The sequence below is a fragment of the Clostridium puniceum genome (assembly GCF_002006345.1).
In the GTDB taxonomy this organism is placed as follows: Bacteria; Bacillota; Clostridia; order Clostridiales; family Clostridiaceae; genus Clostridium; species Clostridium puniceum.
On sequence record NZ_LZZM01000221.1, the window covers coordinates 1 to 25,264 of the forward strand.

Here is a 25,264-nt window from a genome sequence, read left to right on the forward strand (position 1 = left end):
AAGTCGTGGCGGACATACAACAAAAATCCACACAGTTGTTGATGGTCTTGGCAATCCAGTTTATTTTCAATTATCTTCTGGTAATTTACATGATAGCACACTTGCTGTGGATGTTCTTTCAAATATTTATATAAAAGGCAGTAATATTTTAGGTGATAAAGCATATGGTACAAAGGAAATTAAGAAATATATTGCTTCACAAGAAGCTTCCTATACAATTCCACCTAAAACAAATGCTCAGAATCCATGGCATTGTGACTGGTGGGTATATAAAGAACGCCATTTAGTAGAATGCTTCTTTAATAAAATCAAGCATTTTCGCAGAGTTTCAACTCGCTATGACAAGCTTGCGTCTTCATTTCTTGCTTTTGTTTATGTTGCGTCCATTTTTATTTTATCAAAATAGCATAAGGCAATATTGTTTTCAGACACGCCCTAGTATCAAATGCTTCATCGTTTATGCTTTCCCTATTTGGTAAAACCATAGAATTACTCGGCACCTTTGATTTACCTTGAAGTTCCACTTCTACTTCCATCACTTGATCTCTATATTGAGTTTTCTGCTTTCTTTGTAATTTCTTTGATTTATCCAAAGTTGTAAACCTCCTAATAATGTTCAGTCCTTCGTCCGCTATCGCGTTTAGCGGAGTTACTATGACTTCTACTGACTTCTGATAAATTCAGTTATATATCACTATATAAGTTGTACTTTGAAATTCAATTCATTTAGTACCTATCTATCAGACCTCCCCAGGTAAGACCACGTACTTTCACCTCATCCATCTGCCACATTTACTCTTTCTGTTTCGGATAGTTATTGGGCTTTACTTTGTTTTGCAAGTTTACCCACAGAATTGAGCCTCAAATGTGATTCGTGTACCTCAAACCAAGGCTTTGCCGCCGACTTCCTTCAGATTCCACCTGGCGATGGACACCCTTGTCTTAAGCTAATGGTTGGCACTATCAGCCCCCATTACGGACTTTCACCGATTAGTACGTGCCCATGCTGGGCACACAACGAAAAGTGAAGTTTCTCTAAAAAAACTTCACTTCTTATTTTTACATATAGACTTTTTAAATAACTAATTCTTTCATATATTATTTCAACTTTCTATATTTAGTGTTTTCATTATGTTTTTTATACATATACAATTAAAATTACTAACTTAAGGTTTACTTTAAAGTTTATTTAAGACTTTCAATAGCGTTTTTAGCCCACAATGAATCTTTAAGCATAGCTCTTCCTACTCCCACAAGGTCAGCTTTGCCTAAAGAAATTAATTCTTCAGCAGCCTCAGCTTCAGTTATTCCACCAGTTAATATAACTGGAATTGAGATGGCTTTTTTAATAGACTCTGTAATTTCAGAAAAATATCCTTGCTTACCAGCACGGCCTGGAGCAGTATAACCACATAATCCACCTGATATATCTAGTATATCTATTCCTGCTTTTTGAAATTCTAAAGCTGCTATTTTACTATCTTCTATTGTAGTTCCGTTTTCCATATAATCGCAAGCTCCTAGTCTAAGAAGAATTGGAAAGTCTGTACCTACTGCTTCCTTTACAGCTTCTATAACTTCTAAATGAATTTTGATTCTTCCTAATACATCGCTGCCATATTCATCAGTTCTCTTATTTGTAAGTGGTGAATAAAATTGATTTAAAAGATATCCATGAGCAGAATGAATCTCTACCCCATCAAAACCAGCATCCTTTGAACGTTTTGCTGCATCTTTAAAATTTTTAATTATTTCTTTTATTTCTTCTTTACTAAGTTCTTTTGGAACTCCAGTGCTTTTAAGTGGATTAACTATAGGTGAAGGGCCTACGTTCTCATATCCCTCTGTAATATCTCTATTAGTTGCACTTCCTGCATGGTTAATTTGCATTATTGCTTTTGAACCATTTTTGTGAATAATTTCAGCTAGTTTTTTCAAACCTTCAACATTGCTATCATCTGCTACAGACAGCTGTCCTTTACTAGCTCTACCCTGTAGTGTAATAAAACTATGTTCTATAATAAATAATGATACATAACCTCCTTGAGATTTTTCATCATAATAATCTAATATTCCATTACTTACCTCACCATTACCTTCTGATTTAGAAGTGGCCATAGGTGGAAATACCAATCTATTATTTAAGGCTAATTTACAGTTATCTAAAGATTTAATTAAATATGACATTTTTATCACCTCTCCTTTATATTGTGTTTTCACTTCTTGTATTATAAAATTAATATAAAAAAAAGAACAGTATGCACTTTTTAGTGAGATACTATCTAAAAGGAGAGTTAAACTATGGAATGTAAAGAAGTTGACAGCAGACCTTTTTCTTATACAATGTCATTAATTGATGGCAAGTGGAAAATGCACATTTTATTTTGGCTTTGGCGTAGGGATGTATTACGTTATAACGAATTAAAAAGGTCACTAGATGGTGTTACACATAAAATGCTCAGTAATCAACTAAAGGAATTAGAGCAAGACCGCCTTATTATCCGCAATGAATATCCACAAATTCCTCCAAAAGTTGAGTACAGTTTATCTGAAAAAGGTAAATCTTTAATGCCTGTCTTACATGAAATTTGTCATTGGGGCAAGAAACATATTGATGAAGAATTTTAATAATCATAAATTATTCATTAGAAAAAGTAACAGTTATAAAAAGAAAATAATACAATAAATTAAAGCACTTTTATATTAAAAGAAAACTATGGAATTTGAGGGGTGGAATAGTTTTCAAGATTTAACGAGAACTTGTGAATATACTAATTGCCATAATGGTAGTGATAATACAAGTGAGACAAGTAACAATAATGCAACAAATAATTGTTGTAATATGGGATGTGGAGATATGCCCAATGGATTTTAATGTTTATATCCTGAGTTATTTATTGTAATAGGAGAAATACTTGGAAATATAGTAGGTGGAAATATTCCTTTTAATGTTCAAAATGCACTAGGAAACTGGTTGCAACTAGTTGGTCAAGTAATTTTGGCATTTAATGCTCAACAACAATATTTCCAAGGCGGATCTGGAAGATATTTTGATCCTAGATATTATAATGTAACCAATTCATTTTACAACACAACTCCTATAAATACTAATCAGAATAATAATTCAAGCAAAAGTAAAGAAAAAACTCAAATTCTGATTATAATATAAAATCATCTAATAAAAATAATGTTTCTAAAATAGAGGCACTAGAGTTACGGATAAATCAATTAATAGCTGAAATAGAGAGAATTAAAAATAAAATAGAAAAATAATATTTTACAATATAGTTTCTACGTCTTACCATATAGTCTGTCTATTTTTTGAGTCGGACTATATTTATATTTTCTATAAATTTTTGAATTGTAACTCTCAGTATTCTCCTTCAAAAATACTACCTATTTATTTTGAACTAAATAATGTGATATTTCAATCTACTATTCATTTTTTCTTGAGCATACTATAAGAATATTATTTATTAGTAAGATTACACTAAACTTAATTTTTCAATAGGCTGTTTTCAATTAAATCCTCGATGGCTTGAACTGCTTTCGTAGCTCCTCCAAGATTTAACAGCACATCTCCTGCTTTCTTAGAATTATTTACATATTCTAAGTTTTCATTAAACTCATCAACTATCCCTTTTATTATTTTGTAATCAAAATCATTTACTTCTAACATCTTTCCTGTCTTTAACTTGACTATCGAAGATGCATTATACTTTCTCTCAAATACATTACCTGGACATATAATTTGCGGAACTCCATATATCAGTCCTGTCATAATACTATTTTGACCACCATGGTTTATATATACTGTTGCTTCTGGCATTAACTCATTAAAATCAAATCTTTTATTAACATTTATATTATTTTTCTTATAAGGCTCTACTTGTTCTGTAGCAATATAAACTTGATATTTAGAATTTTCAAAAGCCTTAGTTAATTCTTCTATTAACTTCATCGGAGATATTGTACCATTTCCCATATATGCTACTATTTTATTTTTTTCTTTCTTAATTGATATGGTATTGGGGAAAGAAAGAGGTCCAACAAAAACTATATTTTTCCCATCTATTGGTTCTATCTCGTAAGAACTTGGAACAATCTTCAAATCAGCCCAATCAAAAATATCTAAAACAGACTCTACTTTATTCAAATTATTCTCTTCTAAGTATTTATTTACTCCTTTGCTATACTCAGGATTACAAGCAAAACTTTTTTGAACTGGGAAACTATACCCCGTAGCGACTTTTATATTTTCTAACTTAGCAGCAACAACAGCTGCTATTCTAAATTCTGAATAAATCACATCTGGCTTAAATTCTTGTATTGCTTTTCTGATGCAATATATATCATTTGCAAAAAGTTCTTCATTAATTATCCCCATAAAATGTAAAACTTCTTCAAAACTATTCATCGTTTTTCTTTGTTGTATTCCAGTTAATTGTGATGTTTTAAATACATTCTTGTTGGTAAATTCAGGAATTCCTAATAAGAAAGGAATAGGAGCATAATAATTTTTTACATTTTCTATATTATGATAATTAGAGTCTTCCGCTGCACATAATGCCACTTCATGACCTCTCTTAATAAATTCATTTGCTAATAATACTGTTCTTGAAAAAGGTCCTTTGTCTCAACCATTGCTGACATGGGTGTGATTAAAACCCTCATGCTATTCACTCCTTTAAATATATTTTACTAAACTCATCATATACATATTATACCACTTTTAGTAAATGCAGTACTATTCAATTTTCAAAGATCATTTTTATTGATTACTATATATATTAAAGCATCCCACATATTCTTTTTATTAATTGTAAATAATACAATTGAAAGGTGGTTTTTATGAAAATACATAAAATTTTGATTATAATTATAATTTTCATTGTTACCATAACTTCTATTAATACAATAATTTGTAATATCCCAGTATATAAACAAACATCAACTATAATACCAAAAGATAGATTGTAACGAATTAAAGAAAAAGGAGTATTAACAATTGCTTCATCTAACGATATTCCTTTTGCTTATATAGATCCTAATTCAAAAGAGCTTACAGGAATAGATGGCGAAATTATAACTGAAGTTGCAAAACGGCTGAAGATTAATAATGTTAAAATGGTCGTAGTTCCATTTCCAAATTTATTACAACAATTAAATAATGATGATTCTATTGATATTGTAGCCGATGGAATGTATATTACTGATGAACGTAAAAAGGAAGCACTATTCACAAATATATGGTACAAAGAATCAGAAGCTGTTATTGTTCCAAAGATTTCAAAAATTGTTTTTCAAGAAGATTTAAAAAACGCAATAGTTGGAGCACAAAAAGGAACAGAGTTTTTAGACTTAGCAGAAAAGTTGAAGACAGAAGGGTTAGTAAAAGATATAATAATTTTCGAAAACCAACCTGAATTACTGTTAGCAATAACTACTGGCAAAGTGGATGCTGGTATACTCGATTCTATTGTTGCTACATACTTAATATCACATGATAATAACCTTTATTTAAAAATATTATCCCCATATGAACCCAAAGCATTAGGAAATATTGCTGGTGCAGTTAGAAAAAACGATGTTTCTTTGGCAAATGCAATTAATCAGCAAATTAATGAAATGAAGCAAGATAAAACAATTTTTAACATACTTCAAAAATATGGACTAAATATAGATTATTTTGTTTCAATCAAAGAAAGCTAACTTTAAATAATATTATATCTATGCTACAATATGCCCATTGTTTCATTGCCTATAAGAAGATTTGAAGAACTTTTATTAACTGACATTATATACAATAAGAATAATCAATCAATAAAAAGAGTTACAGATACAATAATTACTGAAGTTATATGTAAAGTTACCGTTTCTATTTTATTTTTAACTATCTATTATAATGTACTCTTAAATATAGATGCATCATCTTCGTCTAATCCGAAAAGTAACAGTTATAGCTACCAAATCTACAGGTTCATTAAAATCTACCTTCTCAACATTTTCATTCTCAATATTAACCTCATGTTCTTTTGGTGTAAGGTTTGCTATTGTTAATAAAACTAATGAAGGATACATTCTTGTTTTTAATTTTGTATCCATAGGTCTTGGCAACATTGCAGGTTGAATTAATTTAATCTTCCTATGTTACCTCTCTCTAAAATAGGAAGATAAACTAAAAATGTCACTACTCCAGTCAAAAGTAACTGTATTATTCTTATACATTGAAAACTACTTTTAAACCTCTATAAATCAATAATCATACTTTTTGCAGTATGAAAACCAATTACGCTTGTTCTATTCTTTAGTATTTATGTCACTTCTGTATTCTAAAATATCGCCAGGCTGACAATTCAATGCTTTACATATCGCCTCTAAAGTTGAAAACCTAATAGCTTTTGCCTTTCCATTTTTGAGTATAGAAAGATTCGCCATTGTTATTCCAACCTTTTCTGTAAGTTCTGTTACGCTCATTTTCCTTTTAGCCAGCATTACATCCATATTAATTATAATAGCCATATTATTCACCTCATACTATTAAATCATTTTCTGATTTTATGTCTATGGCTTCTTTTAAAAGCTTTTGAAGAACAGCAGCAAAGACTGCAACCACAATTGATACAAAAATAAGTACCAATCCGATTAATATGATACCTGGGGCGTCGTCCATCTCCGCCATTAGATAGAATAGTGGCATTCCTACCACATAAATAATACTGTATGTGCTTGCACAGTATTTTATATTCTTTAAAGCTCTTACAGATAATTCGGAGAAAGCTTTGTTCTTGTCAATATAGCTTAAAAGTTTAAAAGCTTGATACAGAGCAAAGTAAAAAGGTATCGCCGTTGCATACAAATCGATTAAAACGAAATATTTTATATAAGTAATATCTGGATACAATTCTGCTGCAAAATTCGCTATCTCAGGCACCCCAAATATGCACAAAGCAAGAACTGGAATTCCAATAAGAATAACAGCAATCTTTAAAAATAGTGTTGTTCCTAGTTTCTTAAAAAAGAGTGTTGTTTCTCGTTTCATAAAAAGCACCTCACCTATTTATTGTCAATAATATAATAGCAAATCATTTATTGTTTTTCAATAAATTTATATTAAAATATAATATTTTTTTCTTACAATCAATATTATTCTCTTTGATAAAGACTCAATAGTAAACCAAGATGCCAGTTTGTAAATTGAAGTGCAATATTTGTAACTGATAACTAAATATTTGTAAATGAAATACAACTTTTGTATCCGAAAAGCCAGTTTTGAAAACTAAAAGCCACATTTGTAATTCAAATGCAACTTGATTTTTCGTTTTTTCTTCTGTATTATTAAAAAAATAGGCATGCTAACTAGAGGTCAATTCCCTCTCGATTTTTTTGTAATCGGAGAATCCACCCCTGTTTTATAATCGTATGGATTAGCTGGCGGCACTGTTTTAAATTTTTATTTTTTGAGAAGAAGTGGTTTTAACATAATGTCACTGGCAGCTACCGGTGCACATCCTAACTTTTATAAAATTTCTTCTCCGTGGTAAAAACTGAACGTTTCGTATGGGCTACGGTTGTTCAGTTTTTTTCTTTTATACGAATTAATGTGGTTCATCGTAAGCCTTATATCTTCTTGTATTAGATGATTAAAGGTGCTTCCCTTAGGAAGAATTCGCCGAATCAGCTCGTGATTTACCTCGATGGCTCCCTTTTGATAGGGACTTCCAGCATCACAGTAAAATACATTAGTACGATGTTCTATGAATTTATTTGTACTATATTCAATTGCCTTCGGATTCGAAAACTCGCTTCCGTTGTCTGTAAGAATTACTGGGAAAATGTTTTTAAAAAGCTCTTTACCAAGTGTTTCATAAAGCATTTCATAAATATCAGTTACTGATTTTGAAGTATTCGCATCTTTAATGAACGCTAACATCAAACTGGTATTTACAAAGTGAATCGTTAAAAGGCATTTACCACCCTTACTTCCGATTACAGAATCCATCTGTACAATAGCAGTATCTGGATTTTTAACAAGAAATGCTTGAAAGTCATTATAGTTACGTCCAATGCGACAGCCTTTATCTACTTTAAATTCAGGTTTTTTATAACGTTCACGAAACTTAACTTTTCTCAGAAGATCGATATTTCGCACGTCGAAAAGACAGGCATCTATGTAGTTGTAAATGGTTTTCTCACTACACATAAGTTCATCTTCGTGAGTAACGTATATCTGATGAACAGATTGACCTTTTTGAACTAGTGGAGAAATTATTTTATTAAGTCTGGCTATTTCCTGTTCCGAGACACACAATCCACTTCGTGCTTGCGAAATTGCTTCATGAGCTTTTATATGGGCGTGCTCTCCGTCGTATATATTTTCTAGCAAGGAACATTTCCCGAGTGTTTCACAACCGTTGCAGACATATGGAATCCTGAAGCGAGCAGTACAGATTTCCAAAACGAAATCAGAACAGTTATCATTACAGGTTTGACAAAGCCTACAGTAGATGTTTGTTTTTCTGGTGCAGTTATTACCGCATACACCTTTATGCCTACAGCTGAAACGGTTTTTGCAGGCATTATACGGATAACCCGGATAACCTGTTGCAATCTCTGAACTGTACGTGCGTACCTCTCTAGAGATGGTGGTTGGATTTTTATTCAATCTGCGACTAATCTCTTTAAAAGAAAGACTTTCTTTTAAAAATTTTTGCAGTTCAAGTCTTTCTTCATAGGAAAAAAATTTAGACATATATCCTCCATTCTGCCGCCAACTCTTATAGGATATATGATTTTGAATGTTAGCAAAACAAAAAGATTGACATATGCCAATCTTTTTGTAAGCAAAGATGCACCCTCTTTGCATATGTATTTTATTTAAGAATTTTATAACTTACTCAGAAATCGGAAGGGTTGCAGTTCGATTTATAATTGAAGTTCTCTTTGATAAAGTCTTTGATAAAGTTATTATCATAAACATTCTTCTTGAAACAAAAGAAGAAGGCTACCTTTATTGATACTCCTTCTTCTTCTCTCATATTCTTTTAACTCTTCCTTAGTTATTATTTCATCTTTATATTATTTAATTTATATAAAATTTATTTATGCCTTTTTATATTTCTTATAGTGATTTAAACTTATAACAATATTGGAGAGACCTAAAATCATAAAAAATACTGCAATATATTTTTTCTGAATTAAATCTAATATCCCTAAAACCAAAAATATAACACCTGAAAATACATATATTTTCCCCAATACTTTACCATTTATTATTTCACTTTTACATCTATAATCTTTTTGTATTTTCTTAATTCTAGAATTATATGCTAAATACGGCATATAATTAAAAATAAACACACAAATATCAATTATTAATAATCCAAAGATAATCAAAAACGTAGACCTTAAAAAATTTACTGAAGCAACTAATAAACATATTAGTGCTATAGCTACTATTAAAGAATAAATTGTTCCCTTTCTTGTTCGATTTCTCATTCTTGTATATTTATCTATTTCTGATTCACAATCACTATAAATAGGTTTAATACCAGCTTCTGCTGAAAAAATGTGCATTTGGTTTTCTACAGAAACAACAAGTTTCCATCCTGCTTCTTTAAATATAGTTAAATATTCTTCATTTACATCCGTTTGATAGTCGAGATTATATACTATATCTTGAGGCTTATCTTTTTTTAATTTATAGAAAAAACCTCCTATTATATCTTCTAGTATCCAGCCTTGACTTGCATAATTTTTTAATCTTTTCATATCACTTTCTTCACTAAAAGCAAGACCACTAATCATTACATATTTACTTTTCATGAATATCACCCTTTTCTACTTCAAAAATTTTTCTGCAAATTTAATCATCTGCTTTTTACGCTTGATCTCTTTTATTAGCATCTCCAGTCCTTTATCGGTTATTTTATATACTTTTTTATTTTCATCTATATCAGAATTTAACTCCACTAAATCTGCTGCTAAAAGTTTTTTCAGTGTTGTATAAAGTGATGCAGGACCGACAGTCACTTCATTATTAGTAAACTTCTCAATATCTTTCATAACTAGATATCCGTGCTTTTCCTCAATAACACTAGATAAAATATAAAAAGCAGAATCTGTTAGTTCTCCAATATCAATAGAATCTTTTCTTGGCATAAAATTCTCCTTCCTATTTTATATATATCATTTATCGATATATCATTAAATATAATATATCAATAAATGATATATATGTCAAATTATAATACTCTTACCCTCTCAGTAGCAAGTGATAATTATTTTAGACTTTTTAGACTTAATAGTTGATTTTTAGTATAAAAAATCCTCGAAAATACCAACTGTATTATCGAGGATTTAAATGTTAATGACAATGAATTACTTCTTGTTATTTCTGAAAATCGCCATATTTACTCGCTGCTTTCCAAGTTTTATGATACAAAGAATTTGTTTTTTTATTAGGTTTAGCTTTTCTTAATTCTTCTCTAATCATTGCTCTTGCAATGGTCTTAAATTTCTTATAATCTTCTTCATAAACTTCTTGACCAAGTAAATTTTTTGAAATTAATTCACTAGTTTTTCTATTAATAGCTCTATCAAATTTATTCATTCTATCGCTCCTATGCTTAATTTTAAATTATAAAAATATTATTATCGTTATTATTATAATTTATCCACTACCCTACTTCAACTAAAGATGTTGTTTTTTCTATGAAACAATTATATACATTCTATTAAATTATTCATAATTTTTTTCTAAAACTCATATTTCAATATTTTATCTTTCAGATATTAGTTGTCCGTCTACACCAATATTTTCTTTAATTAAAACTATAAATGCTTGTTTTGGTACATTCATAATTTTAGCAGATGATACTGTTAATTTTACCAGCTTTATTTATTACATTCCATATTTTCTAATAATTCGTCTAATGCTATTTTCAGTGAAATAATAACAATTTAGAATTTTCTTTATAAATAGCTCACGGTAATAATAAATTATCGTGAATTCCATATTTAAGGGAAGCACGACAATAAAGCATTATTTTAAGTTCATTAGCATACTCAATTGCATGAAGATTTAATACGATTTATATCTGTATAGGAAAATATATTATAATACCTTTCAACAAGTCATGTAAACAGTTTAGTTCAAGGAATTATTAAACATTTTCAAATAGATGATATAGTTTTTAGCTGTGAATTTATTTTCAAATTTATAATCTTCTCTGAATTATAAGCAAATAGAAAAAAATATTATTATAAAAATTATAATAATCCTCACAAAAAACAGTGTGAATCTCAAAAAAGAAATTCACACTGTTTTTTTAAGCTTGTCTTCTATTTTGGCGGCATTATTGTTGCGATGCCTTTGAGTACTTCAACACCATTTTGATTTGTACATATAGTATTTAGTTTTATTCTATTTTTTTCTTCAATCTTCTCAATCACTTCTACTTCTGCTTTAATTGTGTCTCCCATTCTTACTGGTGCCAAAAATTTGAGTTCTTGTCCAAGGTAAATGGAACCTGGTCCTGGTAGCTGCATACCTAATACTGCAGATACTAAACCAGCCGTTAACATACCGTGAGCAATTCTACCTTTAAACATTGTTGTTTCTGCTTCAACTTGATTTATATGAGCTGGATTCAAATCTCCTGTTATACCTGCATATAAGTACACATCTGTTTCTGTAATTGTCTTTTGAAAAGATGCTGTATCACCAATATTTAATTCCTTTATAGTCAAGCCCTTCACTAGTAATTCCTCCTTTTATACTTTATCGAAGCCAATAGATTTTATCCATCCCTTATACTGTATATTAAACAAAATGCAATATGCTTTGTAATGCAATTAATACAAATACAGTTCCTGTTTTAATGCAAGTAATTGCAAAAATATCTTTATATGATTGTTTATGAGTCAAGCCTGCAATTCCAAGTAAGGTAATAACTGCACCATTGTGAGGTAATGTATCCATTCCGCCTGATGCCATAGCAGCAACACGGTGAAGCAATTGTGGATCTATACCAGCACTATTTGCCCAAGTTAAATATTGTTTTCCAAATGTATCAAGTGCTATACTCATTCCACCTGAAGCAGAACCTGTCACTCCAGCAAGAGTATTTACCGTCACTGCCTCTGAAAGTAATGGACTTCCATTTGGATTAATATTTGTTAAAGCATGAGCTATAGATTGAAATCCCGGTAAAGTTTTTATAACATTACCAAAACCTACTTCTGATGCTGTATTCATAACAGCTAAAAGCGATCCAATTGCACCAGCATTAATTGCTGTAGCTAAGTTACCTTTCATACGTTTTGGGTTAATAGAAACTGCAAGAATAATACCAAATACAAGTGCAATCATAAGTGCCCAGTTATTCATTGAACCTACAACACTTGTTTCCGGAATGTTGTAAGGCGCTTTAGTTACCCAAGAAACTATATCCCATTTAGGGAATACTAATTTTTGCAGAATTAAAGTTATTCCAAGTACAGATACTAGTGGTAATGCTGATAGAAATGGATTTGGTAAACTTCCATCTTCAACAAGCACAGGTTCTTGTGTATGATTTTCTCCATAGCCTTCTCCATTTGCTTGAGCTTTACGTTTACGCCACTCTAGATAAGATACACCACAAACTAAAACGATAATAGCACCTAATGTTCCAAATACAGGAGCAGCATAAAGATCTGTATTAAAAAATTTCATTGGTATAGAGTTTTGAATTTGAGGTGTTCCTGGAAGTGCATCCATAGTAAATGTAAAAGCACCAACCGCTATAGTCGCTGGAACAAGTCTCTTTGGTATATCTGCTTCCTTAAATATAGAAGCTGCAAATGGATATACCGCAAAAGCTACAACGAAAAGACTTACTCCACCATAAGTTAGTATAGCTGCTGACAAGATTACAGATAGCATAGCACGTTTTTTTCCTAACTTTTCTACTATAAATTTTGCAATAGATTTTGCTGCACCAGATTGTTCCATAACTTTACCAAATACAGCGCCTAACAAGAAGAATGGGAAGTAAACTTTTACATAGTTACCCAAGTTAGGTAGAAAGATTTCTGTATAAGTCGGCATAATTGCCATTCCAGAAAATATAGCTGCTGCTATTGCAAATATAGGTGCGAAAACAATAACTGAGAAACCTCTATAAGCCATAAACATTAAAAGTGCTAAACTTAATAAAATCCCTATAACTGCCATATATAAAACCTCCGTTATTTTATTATTTTTCTTTCGAACTATTTTATCCATGTCTTATTTTATTTATATTTGTTCTTTACTTTAGTCTCATAAGCTTGTCTTTAAAAATTCTTTCATCCATTATCTTCAAGTCACTTGAAATTATTGGTTTGAAATTCATTTGATTAAGAATATCCTTTTGTAAATCTACTCCAGGTGCTATTTCTTCCAAAGTTACTCCATCTTTTTTTAATTTGAAAACTGCCCTTTCAGTTATATAAAGAACTTGTTGATTAACATTATTAGCGTAATCTCCACTAAATGTAATTTGTTCAACATTTTCAATAAATTTCTTTGATTTCCCCTCATTTTGAATTATTAATTTACCATCAGTAACGTTAATTTTAAGTCCTCCTGCTGTAAAGGTTCCGCAGAATACAACCTTCTTTGAATTTTGAGTAATATTTATAAAGCCTCCACAACCTGCTATTTTAGGTCCAAACTTACTTACATTTATATTACCTTTTTCATCACATTGAGCTAATCCTAAAAATGCTATGTCTAATCCTCCACCATCGTAAAAATCAAATTGAGATGATTGATCTATAATACTATCTGGATTTATAGCAGCTCCAAAACTCAAACCACCTGCTGGAATACCTCCAATAGGACCAGACTCAATAGTTAATCTCATAGTATCTCCTATACCTTCTTCATTTGCTACCATTGAAATTCCCTCTGGCATACCTATTCCAAGATTACTAACTGCATTTGGTATAAGCTCCATTGCGCAACGTCTTGCTATTATTTTTCTTTCATCCATTGGCAGACATTTGATAGAATTTACAGGCATTTTTATTTCTCCACAATAAGCTGGATTAAATGCTTCAGAGAATGTCTGCATATGGTCTTCTGCACTCGCTACAACTATTGCATCTACAAGTATTCCAGGAATTTTTACTAGCTTTGGGTCTAACGATCCCTTAGATACTATCTTTTCAACCTGAAGTATAACCTTTCCACCTGAGTTTTTCGTTGCTTGAGCCATTGCAAGACTATCAAGAGTTGCTGCCTCCTTTTGAAGACTTGCATTTCCCTCTTCGTCTGCATAAGTAGCTCTTAGTATGGCTATATTTATAGGAAAAGCTTTGTAGTAAAGGTACTCCTTATCGTCAATTTCAATTACTTTTACAATATCTTCAGTTGTACGCTCATTTAATTTTCCACCTTCAACTCTTGGGTCTACAAAAGTTTTCAAACCAACATGAGTAATTGTTCCTGGTTTTCCAGCTGCAATATCTCTATAAAGACTAGAAATTACTCCTTGTGGAAGATTATAAGCTTTTATCTTATTTTCGATTGCAAGTTTTTGAACCTTAGGTGCTAATCCCCAATGTCCACCTATTACCTTTGAAATAAGACCTTCTTGCCCTAAATGATTTAAACCTTTTTCTTTTCCATCTCCTTGCCCAGCTGCATAAACAAGAGTTAAGTTGTTAGGGGTGCCCTGTTCTAGATAAATTTCTTTAAGCTTCTTAGAAATCCCCTCCGGATGTCCAGCACCTATGAATCCTCCAACTGCCACAGTATATCCGCTTTTTATTAGCCCTATTGCTTGTTCCACTGACATTATCTTGTTCATCATTACGCCTCCTTTTCATACTTCTATATACTCCGCAAAGCAAGAGTGTAATATTTATTTATAAGTTCGTTTACACTTATTTATATACGCAAGACCCATGCCAAAACTTCAGATATAAAATAAACGAGAAATTGCGCTTTTCTCTTTCCTAACTTAGAGAAAAAGTCTTAGCCATAAATTTTTTTGTACGCTTTTTCGTACATCTTTTCAAGTAAACATTTACACATTGTACGTATTTCAGTACAATTATATTGCATAAAAAAAGTAGCTGTTCGTTTTTACGAACAACTACACTTGTATTTTATATTTTCTCATATAAACTAGTACGTCCTATATCAAGAATTTTTGCTGCTTTTGTTTTATTTCCATCTGTGGCTCTAAGAGCGAGAATAATAGCATTTTTTTCACTTTCAGCAAGAACATCTTGAAGCTTCTTAGGAACTAATGAAGGTTTTTTGCCAGTGATTTCTTTTGGCAAATCTTGGACATTAATAATTTCACGATCTTCCATAATATTAATTGCCCTTTCTAAGATATTTTCTAATTCTCTTACGTTACCTTTCCATTCATAGGTTTTAAGATAGTGTTCAGCCTCTTTTGATATGCCTATAACTTTTTTATCTAAATCAAATGAAAGCTTTTTTATTAGATGATTAGAAATAAGTATTATATCATTCCCTCTTTCTCTTAAAGGAGGGATTTCAATTGTTACAACGTTAAGCCTGTAATACAAATCTTCACGGAACTTACCTTCTGAGACTAATTTTTCAAGGTTCCTGTTAGTTGCAGCAATTATTCTTATATTAATTTTTTTGCTGGCCAAACCACCAACCTTTTCAACTTCCCTTTCTTGAATAACTCTTAAGAGTTTTACCTGCATATGAAGAGGCATATCTCCAATTTCATCTAAAAATATTGTACCTTCATTGGCGATTTCAAATTTTCCCATCTTCCCCTCTTTTTTTGCACCTGTAAAAGCTCCTGCTTCATAACCAAACAATTCTGATTCGAGTAAATCGCTTGGAATCGCTGCACAATTAACTTTAACAAAAGGTCCTTCATGACGGTTACTTTCAGAATGTATAGCATGAGCAAAAATTTCCTTCCCCGTACCACTTTCCCCTAGAATAAGTACATTAGAGCTAGTATGAGCAGCCTTTTCAACTATAACTTTAGCCCAAACAATCGGATCACTTTCACCTATAATATTTTCAAGGGAATAGTTAGCTGTGTTGAATTCTCTAAGCTTTGATTTGTAAGTCGCCAATTCCTTTTCTATAACACTTATTCTTTTGTAAAGACTGTTTAATTCTCTTACATTCCTAAATAGCACCTTTCCTACTACCCCAATAATTTCACCATTTTTAATTATTGGTATTCTTGATGCTATCATATAGCTTCCCTTAATCTTATGAAGCTCTGCTACTTCTTCTCTACCTGTTTCAAGTACTATTGGCATTCTAGTATTCTCGATGACTTCAGTTACATGCTTGCCAATAGCATCCTCTCTGGCTATTCCCAAAAATTCCGTATACGCCTTGCTCATCATGGTAATTATTCCTTGCTTATCAATTATAACCATTCCATCATAAGCAGTTTCAATTACAGTGTTTAATATTTCGCTGCTGTTTCTCTCTTCATCAAGCTTATGAAGCAACTCACTATAGTTTGTTACATTGCTGAAAATTAACATTGATCCTAACACACTTTTATCCTCATGCAAAGGTATAATACTTAATGCTAAATTTAAATTATTAATTATTATAGGCTTTTTAAGTTCCTCTTTTTTAGTGGATAAAAAGCAATATAATTCAGAATTACATATTAATTCATTAACATCCTTACCCAAACTATTTTTACTATCTATTCCAAAAAGAATACTTGCCGCTTTATTAACAAAAAATATTTTATTATTACGATCAACTGCAATTATTTCATTGAATACATTATCTAATATTATTTTGAATTCATTAAAATAACTTGAAAATAACGCTTCATTACCCATGTAGTAGTACCCTCTTCCTCTTAAGTTTTATGCTTTCAAATAGTTTACTAAAAATATCATTGATATAGTTTACCCTTCGTTATTCTAAACTTCATTGGATATATAATATTTATTATAGATATAAACTATAATCCAATCTCCTCAGCCACATCCCTCATTCCCAAAATAGTATTTTCAATAACACTATCTAATTCCATATCAATCATCGTACAGCCATTTAAAATTACCTCTCTATCTACCCCTGCTGCAAAGCCTTTTGATTTAAATTTCTTTTTTACTGAACTTACTTCTAAATCCATAATGCTTTTAGATGGTCTCATTAGTGCTGCTGCACTTATAAGTCCTGTAAGTTCATCTATTGTATATAATACCTTTTCTGCATTGCTTTCTGGTTTTATATCTACAACAATATTATATCCATGTGATGCTACTGCTCTTATATAACTTTCTGGCAAGTTTTCGCTTTTCATTATTTCTTGTGATTTTATACAGTGCTCTTCTGGGTACATTTCATAATCGATATCATGAAGAAGTCCTATAACTCCCCATATATCTTCATCTTCATTATATAATTTTGCAAAGTGTCGCATTGCTCCTTCAACTGCTAACCCATGCTTTTTAAGTGCATCATTTTTATTATATTTGCAAAGTAAATCCCAAGCCTTTTGTCTTTCTATTTTTTCTTCCATAATTGATTATTGCCTCCTTAAATTCTTCTCACTTTTAATATATATAAGTTCTAATTGATTTACTACATTAAACTCTCCTGTACATTAGTTGAGCATTAGCCAAATGTATGTAGTTTATTTATTAGAATGTATATATTTAAACTTATTTTCATTTTAGTATTATTTTCATTTTTTTTCAAACGCTATAATGTGTATTTTAGAAAATAATTTAATTTATTATATGCAAATCAGAATCATATAAAAACAAATCAATATACCTTGTCAATATCAGTTAAAATCTCTTTAGAATCACAAATATAATATGTAGTATTCAAAATCTAATTAAATTTCCTAAGAATTCTAAATTCTTAGAAAAATCATCATATAATTTCTATTTATAACTTATATGAAAAATATCTCACCTACGCATAATTTGACAACGTTTTAATTTACTTTGATTACATTTATTGTATTTGTAGGTTGATTTTATTAAAATTAGTGATATATTCTATTTATACAACATTAAAACATTTTTTTCGCTATAACATTTTTATAATGAATCGAATGAAGTTTTTAATGTTGATTTATTTTATCATTAAGGAGGAACACTATGAGTAAAGATGTATTAGTATCACCACAAACAGAAAATTTAAATGTAGTAACAAATGTTGAAGGTATCAAAATTAAGCTGACTAACAATGATGGTTCATATTTAGGAGTATTCCAAGAAATTGAAGTTGCCATTTCAAAAGCAATGTATGCGCAAAAGGTTCTAACTCTTTCTTACACAAAAGACGATAGAGAGCGACTTGTAAACAGTATAAGAGAGGCTGCATTGGAAAATAAAGAAATACTGGCAAAAATGATTTTAGAAGAAACAAAAATGGGACGATATGAAGATAAAATATTAAAACATGAGTTAGCAGCTAAATATACTCCTGGTACAGAAGATCTAACTACTACAGCTTGGTCTGGAGATCAAGGACTTACAGTAGTAGAAATGTCTCCTTATGGTGTCATAGGTGCAATAACACCTTCCACAAATCCAACTGAAACTGTTATATGCAATAGTATAGGTATGATAGCTGCTGGAAATTCTGTTGTATTCAATGGACATCCAGGTGCAAAAAAGTGTGTTGCTTTTGCTGTAGATATGATAAATAGGGCTATCATCTCAGCTGGTGGTCCGGAGAATTTAGCAACTACTGTTGAAAATCCAACTATGGAATCCTTAGATGTAATTATCAAACACCCATATATAAAGCTTTTATGTGGGACTGGAGGCCCTGGATTAATAAAAACACTCTTGAATTCAGGAAAAAAAGCTATAGGCGCTGGTGCTGGAAACCCACCTGTTATCGTAGATGATACTGCTGATATAGAACACGCTGCAAAAAGCATTATAGAAGGCTGTTCTTTTGATAACAATTTACCTTGTATTGCGGAAAAAGAATTGTTTGTTTTTGAAAATGTAGCAAATGATTTAATAAATAATATGCTTCAAAATAATTCTGTACTTCTAAACAAAGATCAAGTATCAAAACTACTAGATTTAGTATTACTAAAGCAAGATGATGAAAGTTATAATTTTAATAAAAACACAGAGTATGCCATAAATAAGAAATGGGTAGGAAAAGATGCAAAATTATTTTTAGATCAAATAGATGTAGAATCACCTGCTAGTGTCAAATGTATAATATGTGAAGTAGATGCAAATCATCCTTTTGTAATGACAGAGCTTATGATGCCAATACTTCCAATTGTAAGAGTAAAAGATATTGATGAAGCTATAGAATGTGCAAAAATAGCAGAGCAAAACAAAAAGCACAGTGCATACATCTATTCAAGAAATATTGACAACTTAAATAGATTCGAAAAAGAAATAGATACAACTATTTTTGTAAAGAATGCCAAATCATTTGCAGGAGTAGGTTATGGTTCAGAAGGATTTACAACCTTTACTATTGCTGGACCTACTGGTGAGGGTATAACCTCTGCAAGAAATTTTACAAGACAAAGGAGATGTGTCCTAGTGGGTTAACTTTTTAGTCTAAGTAATACATTTACTTGCCTTCATTAAGTACCTGCTTAAATTCCCTGTAAAAAATTTCACACTATTTAGAAAGGAGATATTAATATGAATAAAATAGTTAAACTTGAATACCTAAAATCTATTTTTAGAGATGGAATGACAATTATGATTGGTGGATTTTTAGATTGCGGAACTCCTGACACTATAATTGATATGCTGGTTGATTTAAATGTAAAAAATTTAACCATCATTGCAAATGATACAGGTTTTCCTGATAAAGGTATAGGCAAATTGGTTGTAAATGGTCAAGTTAAAAAGGTCATAGCTTCACACATTGGAACCAATCCTGAGACTGGAAGAAGAATGAATACTGGTGAAATGGAAGTAGAACTTTCTCCACAAGGAACATTAATTGAAAGAATCCGTGCAGCCGGATCTGGTCTAGGCGGTATATTAACACCAACTGGACTTGGAACCATTGTAGAAAATGGCAAAAGAAAAATTACAATTAGTAATAAAGATTATTTATTAGAACTTCCTTTAAAAGCGGATGTTTCACTTGTAAAAGGCAGTACCGTAGATGAATTTGGAAATACCTGCTATAAAGCAACTACAAAAAATTTTAATCCCTATATTGCAATGGCCGCAAAGACCGTGATAATGGAAGCTGAAGACTTAGTGAAGTGTGAACAATTAAGAAAAGAAGATATAATGACTCCTGGTATCCTTGTAAATTATATTGTAAAGGAGGCCGTTTAATTGATTACAGATAGTAAGTTAGCAAAAGAAATTATTGCTAGAAGAGTTGCAAAAGAATTAAAAGATGGACAACTTGTGAATCTAGGTATAGGGCTTCCAACTTTAGTAGCAAGCTATGTACCAAAGGAAATGCAGATTACTTTTCAATCAGAAAATGGTATTGTTGGTATGGGGCCAAAAGCAGAATCAGGCGAAGAAGATTCAGATTTAATTAATGCAGGTGGACAGTGTGTAACAGTAATGCCAGAGGGTTCCTTCTTTGATAGTTCTATGTCTTTTGCACTAATTAGAGGTGGACACGTTGATGTTACTGTACTTGGTGCTTTAGAGGTAGATGAAGAAGGAAATTTAGCCAATTGGATTGTTCCAGGTAAAATGGTACCTGGAATGGGTGGCGCCATGGATTTAGTAATAGGTGCAAAGGTAGTAATTATAGCAATGCAGCATACTGGAAAAGGAAAACCTAAAATTCTTAAAAAGTGCACTCTTCCACTTACTGCAAAAGCTCAAGTAAATTTAATCGTTACAGAACTTTGTGTAATTGACGTAACAGCGAAAGGACTAGTCTTAAAAGAAATTCACAAGGACACAACCCTCGATGAAATTAAATCTGTAACAGAAGCACATTTAATTATTCCAGACAATATAAAGATTATGGATGTATAACAATTTACATTTCTAAATATAAAAATATATTGATAATAATAATTTATAAAATAAGAAAAGAGAGTGAAGATTTTATGTTAGAAAGTGAAATATGTAAACAAATTACAACCCCCCTTACTGCTCCAGCATTTCCTAAAGGTCTATACAAGTTCCATAATAGAGAGTACTTGAACGTAATATATCGTACCGACTTGGAAGCACTTAGAAAAATTATACCAGAACCATTAGAATTAGATGGCGAAGAGCCGCTAGTTAGATTTGAAATGATGGCTATGCCAGATACGACTGGATTAGGATCTTACACTGAATGTGGACAGGTTATTCCAGTAAAGTATAATGGAGTTAAAGGTGATTATCTACATATGATGTACCTAGACAATCATCCTGCTATTGCTGTTGGTAGAGAACTTAGTGCTTACCCTAAGAAACTTGGTACTCCAAAGCTATTTGTTGATTCAGATACATTAGTTGGTACACTAAACTATGGCTCATTATCAGTTGCCACTGCTACAATGGGTTATAAACATGAAGAGTTAGATAGCAAGGAAGCCTATGATCAAATTTCTCGCCCTAACTTCATGCTAAAAATTGTGCCAGGATATGACGGAAACCCAAGAATTTGTGAAATTATATGTACACAGCATAAGGATATTACCATACATGGATCGTGGACTGGTCCTGCACGTCTACAATTATTTAGCCATGCATTAGCTCCTTTAGCTGATTTACCAGTTTTAGAGGTTATATCTGCATCACATATTCTTACAGATTTAACTCTTGCCCCTGCTCATGTTGTGTATGATTATCTTGCAAATAACTAGACTTAATAAATTTTTAATCTATTCCATATATTTTCTTGTAAATTTAAATCAAGGAAACATAATTAGTAAATTAATATTTTAAAAGCAAAAATCCTCACAACCATAAATCAATTTTTATAGCTATGAGGATTATTTTAATCTATTTAAACTTCACTTTTTTCTTTCATTAATTTCCATACCACATATTATACTTTTTAAACGTGTATCTATAACTCTCTTATTAAAGATAAATCAAATTTTTTATATTAAACTAAATTATATTAAAATTAAAAATATGTTTCTTTACCTTTTTAACATATTCGTGGTAGTTGAATTCCAGATGGCATATCAACTAGTCTCTTTCCACCTACTATTGTGTTTAAATAAACTTTTTTTCCCACTTCTTTAGTTACTTTTCCAATAATTGCGGCTTTAGAACCCAGTGGATGTTTTTTCATTGAATTAAGTACCTTTTCAGCATAATCTTCTTCAACAAAAACACAAATTTTGCCTTCATTGGCAATATATAACGGATCTAATCCAAGCATCTCACTTGCACCTTTTACTTCTTCTTTCAATGGTAAACTATTTTCTTCAAGAGCTATTGTTACATTGCTAAATTCACTGATTTCATTAAGCACTGATGCTACTCCACCTCTTGTAGCATCACGAATAACATGAATTCCTTCATATGCTTCAAACATTACATCTACTAAGGAATTCAAACAAGCACAATCACTTTTTAAATTTCCTTCAAAACCAAGTTTATTTCTTTCGCACATTATTGTCATTCCATGATCTCCTAAAGTACCATTTATTATTACTATATCTCCAACTTTTGCATTGGCACAATTGATATTAACATTTTTATAGATGCTACCAATTCCAGAAGTGTTAATGAAAATTCCATCTACATTGCCTTTTTCCACAACTTTTGTGTCTCCAGCAACGATTTTTACACCTGCTTTATTAGCTTCTTCTGCCATTGACTTCACTATTTCTTCTAAATTTTTAATAGAAAACCCCTCTTCAATAATAAAAGCACTTGTTAGGTATAGTGGTTTTGCTCCACTTACTGCTAAGTCATTTACAGTACCACAAACTGCTAATTTACCAATATTGCCTCCACAAAAAAATATTGGATTTACTACAAAAGAATCTGTAGTAAAAGCAAGTTTCTTAAAATCTATATCTATTTGAGCTGAATCATTCATCATATCTAAAATGGGGTTATTAAAATATTTAAAAAACAATTCATTAATTAATTTATTTGTTTGTATACCGCCACTTCCGTGACTTAAAGTTATAGTGTCACTCATTTTAAAAGTCCTCCTGTTATGTAATGTCTTTATGATATCTATAATATGCTGCACAAGTACCTTCTGATGAAACCATGCAAGAACCAACTGGATTTTCAGGTGTGCATAGTTTTTTGAAAAGTTGGCAATCGATTGGTTTAATTTTTCCCTTAAGTATCTCTCCACATTTGCAACCAGAACTGCCATCGTATTCCTCATAATTAATTTTGAAATGCTTAAGTGCATCAAAAGCTTCATATTCATTATTAAATTCCAAACCACTTTTATATATTGTACCAATACCTCTCCAACTACTATCCACAATATTAAAAGCTTCATTTAAATACTTTTCAGCCTTAGAATTTCCAGCATCTTTAACTATTCTTTTATATTCATTCTCTATTTTATAATCCTTTTTATTTATTAAACTTACTAATCTAATTAAGCCTTGAAGTATATCTAAAGGTTCAAACCCTGTAACCACTCCAGATATATTATAATCTTTACTTAAAAATTCAAACGGTTTTGTACCAATAATTGCACAAACATGCCCTGGCAACAGAAAACCATGTATTTTTAAATCTTTATCTTTAACTAAGGCTTTCATAACTGGTGGAACAATTTTGTGAGCAGTAAAAAAGAATAAATTAGTTATATTTCTTTTTTTAGCCTCCATAGCTGTAACTGCAGTCATAGGCGCAGTGGTTTCAAATCCTACTGACAAAAACACTACCTTTTTTGAAGGATTTTTCACCGCCATTTCAAGACAGTCCATTGGTGAATATACTATTCTTATATCTGCCCCTTCTGACTTCTTCTTACTTAATGAACTTTTTTTTCCAGGAACTTTCATCATATCTCCAAAGGTTGTAATAATTACATTATCTTCTTCAGTAAGTGTCAGTGCAGTATCTATATAGCTTTGAGGCGTTACACAAATAGGACAGCCAGGTCCAGATATAAGATTTACATTCGGAGGAATTACATCCCTAATTCCATATCTGAATATACTCATAGTATGAGTACCACAAACTTCCATAATATTTATCTTTTCTTTTGAAATATCATTTAGCTTTTCTACGAGTTTTTGGGAATATTCATTATTTCTAAATTCATCAACAAACTTCATTTTCAATAAGCTCCTTAAAAATATCGATGGTTATTTTCGCTTCTTCTTCATCCACCTTTTCTATTGCACAACCAGCATGTACAAGAACATATTCATTTACAGATACATCTGCTAAAAGATGCATGAATACTTCTCTTTTCATATTTCCAATCTCTACAATACCTTTATCTCCATCTAAACTTAAAACCTTTCCAGGAACTGCCAGACACATTTTCTCTCCTCCTTTTTCTTATTTCCTTAAAAAATATTATCCATATACTTAATTCATACATTAATAAAATAGGCGCTGCTACCACAATAAATGTAAAAAAATCTACTGATGGTAATAAAAATCCCTCTACCATTAATACTCCTATTATGACTGGAATTTGCTTTTTTCTTAAAATCTTAGAACTTATGAGAGAAAATTTTCCTAATATAATTAATATATATGGGATTAAAAACATGATTCCTGTATAAAGGCAAAAAACACCTATAAAACTAAAATATGTACTGACATTTAGCACTGGTTTTAAATAACTTTCTCCATAAGAAATTAAAAAGCTAAGTGAATATGGTAAGATCTTTATATATCCAAAAACTGTACCAAATATGAATAGACTTAAAAGAATAAGTAGATTCTTATATAAAAATTTTTTTTCTTTCTTTGTTAACCCCACTACTATGAATGCTAATACTTCATATATTGTAATAGGGCTAGTTATAACTAGCGCAGCTATCAAGGATATTTCAATTCTTGTAACGAAACCGTCTGTTGGTTTAAAATATACTAAACTTAAATTAAACTTCTCTATAGGTTTCATAAGTATATAAATTAAATAACTAACCTTATCATAAATAATAAACGTAACAGAAAAAATACCAATAAGACATATTATTATTCTTTTTCTTAATTCATGTAAATGATCCACTACAGACATTTCATCCGTTGCCATACCTTCACCTTGTATAATGAACATGTAGTAAAAATTCATTATACTTTTCCTTTCTTAATAATTTTACTATACTTAACATAAGACGCTGTGGATTAGTTTTTTCACCTATAGCTAGACTATTTCAACTGAGGA

24 protein-coding genes and 3 pseudogenes are annotated in these 25,264 nt (G+C 30.8%); 8 read left to right on the forward strand and 19 right to left on the reverse strand.

The features are described from left to right. Nucleotides 1-406, forward strand: a 406-nt coding sequence (locus CLPUN_RS23125; protein WP_143328968.1) for an IS5 family transposase, incomplete at its 5' end; no start/stop codon positions are given. Here the strand turns inward: CLPUN_RS23125 and CLPUN_RS23130 are convergent. Beyond that, entirely contained in the window at nucleotides 390-593 is a 204-nt protein-coding gene (locus CLPUN_RS23130) for a hypothetical protein (protein ID WP_242954238.1), read from the reverse strand. The two genes, CLPUN_RS23125 and CLPUN_RS23130, sit on opposite strands and share 17 nt — an antisense overlap. Before the next feature lie 592 nt (nucleotides 594-1,185). After that, nucleotides 1,186-2,187, reverse strand: a complete 1,002-nt coding sequence (locus CLPUN_RS23135; protein ID WP_077849573.1) for an NADH:flavin oxidoreductase — start codon at nucleotides 2,185-2,187, stop codon at nucleotides 1,186-1,188. A 114-nt stretch (nucleotides 2,188-2,301) separates the two neighbouring features. Here CLPUN_RS23135 and CLPUN_RS23140 point away from each other — a divergent pair, with 114 nt between their 5' ends. Both CLPUN_RS23140 and CLPUN_RS23145 read left to right on the forward strand, forming a co-directional pair. Beyond that, nucleotides 2,302-2,628 (forward strand): winged helix-turn-helix transcriptional regulator, encoded by a 327-nt coding sequence (locus CLPUN_RS23140; protein WP_077849574.1) that lies wholly within the window; start codon nucleotides 2,302-2,304, stop codon nucleotides 2,626-2,628. 88 nt (nucleotides 2,629-2,716) lie between these two features. Beyond that, nucleotides 2,717-3,273 (forward strand): annotated as a pseudogene (locus CLPUN_RS23145) (hypothetical protein). A gap of 223 nt (nucleotides 3,274-3,496) precedes the next feature. Here CLPUN_RS23145 and CLPUN_RS23150 read toward each other — a convergent pair. Continuing rightward, nucleotides 3,497-4,573 (reverse strand): glycosyltransferase, encoded by a 1,077-nt coding sequence (locus CLPUN_RS23150; RefSeq protein WP_242954239.1) that lies wholly within the window; start codon nucleotides 4,571-4,573, stop codon nucleotides 3,497-3,499. A gap of 434 nt (nucleotides 4,574-5,007) precedes the next feature. Between CLPUN_RS23150 and CLPUN_RS23155 the strand changes: the two genes are divergently transcribed. Next, entirely contained in the window at nucleotides 5,008-5,712 is a 705-nt protein-coding gene (locus CLPUN_RS23155; RefSeq protein ID WP_341426507.1) for an ABC transporter substrate-binding protein, read from the forward strand. 219 nt (nucleotides 5,713-5,931) lie between these two features. Here the strand turns inward: CLPUN_RS23155 and CLPUN_RS23160 are convergent. The 12 genes and pseudogenes from CLPUN_RS23160 to CLPUN_RS23215 all read right to left on the reverse strand — a co-directional run. Next, nucleotides 5,932-6,120 (reverse strand): annotated as a pseudogene (locus CLPUN_RS23160) (B12-binding domain-containing radical SAM protein); the annotation flags it as partial. A gap of 180 nt (nucleotides 6,121-6,300) precedes the next feature. Next, on the reverse strand, nucleotides 6,301-6,522 hold the full coding sequence (locus CLPUN_RS23165; RefSeq protein ID WP_077849576.1) for a helix-turn-helix domain-containing protein: 222 nt from the start codon (nucleotides 6,520-6,522) through the stop codon (nucleotides 6,301-6,303). Between the two features lie 10 nt (nucleotides 6,523-6,532). Continuing rightward, nucleotides 6,533-7,042, reverse strand: coding sequence for a DUF2975 domain-containing protein (locus CLPUN_RS23170; protein WP_077849577.1), 510 nt, complete (start codon nucleotides 7,040-7,042; stop codon nucleotides 6,533-6,535). Nucleotides 7,043-7,453: 411 nt separating this feature from the next. Next, a pseudogene (locus CLPUN_RS23175) lies at nucleotides 7,454-8,752 on the reverse strand (IS30 family transposase). A 350-nt stretch (nucleotides 8,753-9,102) separates the two neighbouring features. Continuing rightward, nucleotides 9,103-9,825, reverse strand: coding sequence for a DUF2812 domain-containing protein (locus tag CLPUN_RS23180; RefSeq protein WP_077849578.1), 723 nt, complete (start codon nucleotides 9,823-9,825; stop codon nucleotides 9,103-9,105). 15 nt (nucleotides 9,826-9,840) lie between these two features. Continuing rightward, nucleotides 9,841-10,161 carry a PadR family transcriptional regulator gene (locus CLPUN_RS23185; protein ID WP_143329119.1) on the reverse strand — a complete coding sequence of 107 codons (321 nt, stop codon included), beginning with the start codon at nucleotides 10,159-10,161 and terminating at the stop codon, nucleotides 9,841-9,843. Nucleotides 10,162-10,390: 229 nt separating this feature from the next. Continuing rightward, complete coding sequence (locus CLPUN_RS23190; RefSeq protein WP_077849579.1) at nucleotides 10,391-10,612, reverse strand: hypothetical protein; 222 nt, start codon at nucleotides 10,610-10,612, stop codon at nucleotides 10,391-10,393. 731 nt (nucleotides 10,613-11,343) lie between these two features. Continuing rightward, nucleotides 11,344-11,760, reverse strand: a complete 417-nt coding sequence (locus tag CLPUN_RS23195; protein WP_077849580.1) for a MaoC family dehydratase — start codon at nucleotides 11,758-11,760, stop codon at nucleotides 11,344-11,346. A gap of 64 nt (nucleotides 11,761-11,824) precedes the next feature. Beyond that, complete coding sequence (locus tag CLPUN_RS23200) at nucleotides 11,825-13,219, reverse strand: GntP family permease (RefSeq protein ID WP_077849581.1); 1,395 nt, start codon at nucleotides 13,217-13,219, stop codon at nucleotides 11,825-11,827. Between the two features lie 76 nt (nucleotides 13,220-13,295). Further along, nucleotides 13,296-14,840 (reverse strand): acyl CoA:acetate/3-ketoacid CoA transferase, encoded by a 1,545-nt coding sequence (locus CLPUN_RS23205; RefSeq protein ID WP_077849582.1) that lies wholly within the window; start codon nucleotides 14,838-14,840, stop codon nucleotides 13,296-13,298. Nucleotides 14,841-15,141: 301 nt separating this feature from the next. Beyond that, the gene (locus CLPUN_RS23210) at nucleotides 15,142-16,845 is read right to left on the reverse strand and encodes a sigma 54-interacting transcriptional regulator (protein WP_077849583.1); all 1,704 of its coding nucleotides are present in this window, start codon (nucleotides 16,843-16,845) and stop codon (nucleotides 15,142-15,144) included. Between the two features lie 125 nt (nucleotides 16,846-16,970). Beyond that, entirely contained in the window at nucleotides 16,971-17,534 is a 564-nt protein-coding gene (locus tag CLPUN_RS23215; protein ID WP_077849584.1) for an HDIG domain-containing metalloprotein, read from the reverse strand. Between the two features lie 589 nt (nucleotides 17,535-18,123). Here CLPUN_RS23215 and CLPUN_RS23220 point away from each other — a divergent pair. From CLPUN_RS23220 to adc, 4 genes are all read left to right on the forward strand, one after another. Further along, entirely contained in the window at nucleotides 18,124-19,554 is a 1,431-nt protein-coding gene (locus CLPUN_RS23220) for an aldehyde dehydrogenase family protein (protein WP_077849585.1), read from the forward strand. Between the two features lie 96 nt (nucleotides 19,555-19,650). Further along, on the forward strand, nucleotides 19,651-20,304 hold the full coding sequence (gene ctfA, locus CLPUN_RS23225; protein WP_077849586.1) for a butyrate--acetoacetate CoA-transferase subunit A: 654 nt from the start codon (nucleotides 19,651-19,653) through the stop codon (nucleotides 20,302-20,304). Continuing rightward, a complete protein-coding gene (gene ctfB, locus CLPUN_RS23230; RefSeq protein ID WP_077849587.1) occupies nucleotides 20,305-20,970 on the forward strand; it encodes a butyrate--acetoacetate CoA-transferase subunit B in 666 nt (221 codons plus the stop codon). It abuts the gene before it with no gap. A gap of 74 nt (nucleotides 20,971-21,044) precedes the next feature. Then, nucleotides 21,045-21,791, forward strand: coding sequence for an acetoacetate decarboxylase (gene adc / locus CLPUN_RS23235; protein WP_077849588.1), 747 nt, complete (start codon nucleotides 21,045-21,047; stop codon nucleotides 21,789-21,791). A 290-nt stretch (nucleotides 21,792-22,081) separates the two neighbouring features. Here adc and hypE read toward each other — a convergent pair whose 3' ends face one another. From hypE to tatC, 4 genes are read right to left on the reverse strand one after another with little or no spacing between them, the layout of a single operon-like run. Next, the gene (gene hypE / locus CLPUN_RS23240; protein WP_077849589.1) at nucleotides 22,082-23,089 is read right to left on the reverse strand and encodes a hydrogenase expression/formation protein HypE; all 1,008 of its coding nucleotides are present in this window, start codon (nucleotides 23,087-23,089) and stop codon (nucleotides 22,082-22,084) included. Between the two features lie 16 nt (nucleotides 23,090-23,105). Continuing rightward, the gene (gene hypD, locus CLPUN_RS23245; RefSeq protein WP_077849590.1) at nucleotides 23,106-24,197 is read right to left on the reverse strand and encodes a hydrogenase formation protein HypD; all 1,092 of its coding nucleotides are present in this window, start codon (nucleotides 24,195-24,197) and stop codon (nucleotides 23,106-23,108) included. Further along, a complete protein-coding gene (locus CLPUN_RS23250; protein ID WP_077849591.1) occupies nucleotides 24,184-24,408 on the reverse strand; it encodes a HypC/HybG/HupF family hydrogenase formation chaperone in 225 nt (74 codons plus the stop codon). The genes hypD and CLPUN_RS23250 overlap by 14 nt, the downstream gene beginning before the upstream one ends. Continuing rightward, nucleotides 24,362-25,171, reverse strand: coding sequence for a twin-arginine translocase subunit TatC (gene tatC / locus CLPUN_RS23255; RefSeq protein ID WP_242954240.1), 810 nt, complete (start codon nucleotides 25,169-25,171; stop codon nucleotides 24,362-24,364). The genes CLPUN_RS23250 and tatC overlap by 47 nt, the downstream gene beginning before the upstream one ends. Between the last annotated feature and the right edge of the window lie 93 nt (nucleotides 25,172-25,264).

What these genes read in the sequence shown, in the direction of transcription:
- CLPUN_RS23220 (WP_077849585.1), top strand. Translation starts at nt 18,124, where the DNA reads ATGAGTAAAGATGTATTAGTATCACCACAAACAGAAAATTTAAATGTA.
- adc (WP_077849588.1), top strand. Translation starts at nt 21,045, where the DNA reads ATGTTAGAAAGTGAAATATGTAAACAAATTACAACCCCCCTTACTGCT.
- CLPUN_RS23200 (WP_077849581.1), bottom strand. Translation starts at nt 13,219, where the DNA reads ATGGCAGTTATAGGGATTTTATTAAGTTTAGCACTTTTAATGTTTATG.
- CLPUN_RS23170 (WP_077849577.1), bottom strand. Translation starts at nt 7,042, where the DNA reads ATGAAACGAGAAACAACACTCTTTTTTAAGAAACTAGGAACAACACTA.
- hypE (WP_077849589.1), bottom strand. Translation starts at nt 23,089, where the DNA reads ATGAGTGACACTATAACTTTAAGTCACGGAAGTGGCGGTATACAAACA.
- CLPUN_RS23165 (WP_077849576.1), bottom strand. Translation starts at nt 6,522, where the DNA reads ATGGCTATTATAATTAATATGGATGTAATGCTGGCTAAAAGGAAAATG.
- CLPUN_RS23210 (WP_077849583.1), bottom strand. Translation starts at nt 16,845, where the DNA reads ATGGGTAATGAAGCGTTATTTTCAAGTTATTTTAATGAATTCAAAATA.
- hypD (WP_077849590.1), bottom strand. Translation starts at nt 24,197, where the DNA reads ATGAAGTTTGTTGATGAATTTAGAAATAATGAATATTCCCAAAAACTC.
- tatC (WP_242954240.1), bottom strand. Translation starts at nt 25,171, where the DNA reads ATGAATTTTTACTACATGTTCATTATACAAGGTGAAGGTATGGCAACG.
- CLPUN_RS23180 (WP_077849578.1), bottom strand. Translation starts at nt 9,825, where the DNA reads ATGAAAAGTAAATATGTAATGATTAGTGGTCTTGCTTTTAGTGAAGAA.
- CLPUN_RS23185 (WP_143329119.1), bottom strand. Translation starts at nt 10,161, where the DNA reads ATGCCAAGAAAAGATTCTATTGATATTGGAGAACTAACAGATTCTGCT.
- CLPUN_RS23250 (WP_077849591.1), bottom strand. Translation starts at nt 24,408, where the DNA reads ATGTGTCTGGCAGTTCCTGGAAAGGTTTTAAGTTTAGATGGAGATAAA.
- CLPUN_RS23215 (WP_077849584.1), bottom strand. Translation starts at nt 17,534, where the DNA reads ATGGAAGAAAAAATAGAAAGACAAAAGGCTTGGGATTTACTTTGCAAA.
- ctfA (WP_077849586.1), top strand. Translation starts at nt 19,651, where the DNA reads ATGAATAAAATAGTTAAACTTGAATACCTAAAATCTATTTTTAGAGAT.
- CLPUN_RS23205 (WP_077849582.1), bottom strand. Translation starts at nt 14,840, where the DNA reads ATGAACAAGATAATGTCAGTGGAACAAGCAATAGGGCTAATAAAAAGC.
- CLPUN_RS23140 (WP_077849574.1), top strand. Translation starts at nt 2,302, where the DNA reads ATGGAATGTAAAGAAGTTGACAGCAGACCTTTTTCTTATACAATGTCA.
- CLPUN_RS23190 (WP_077849579.1), bottom strand. Translation starts at nt 10,612, where the DNA reads ATGAATAAATTTGATAGAGCTATTAATAGAAAAACTAGTGAATTAATT.
- CLPUN_RS23135 (WP_077849573.1), bottom strand. Translation starts at nt 2,187, where the DNA reads ATGTCATATTTAATTAAATCTTTAGATAACTGTAAATTAGCCTTAAAT.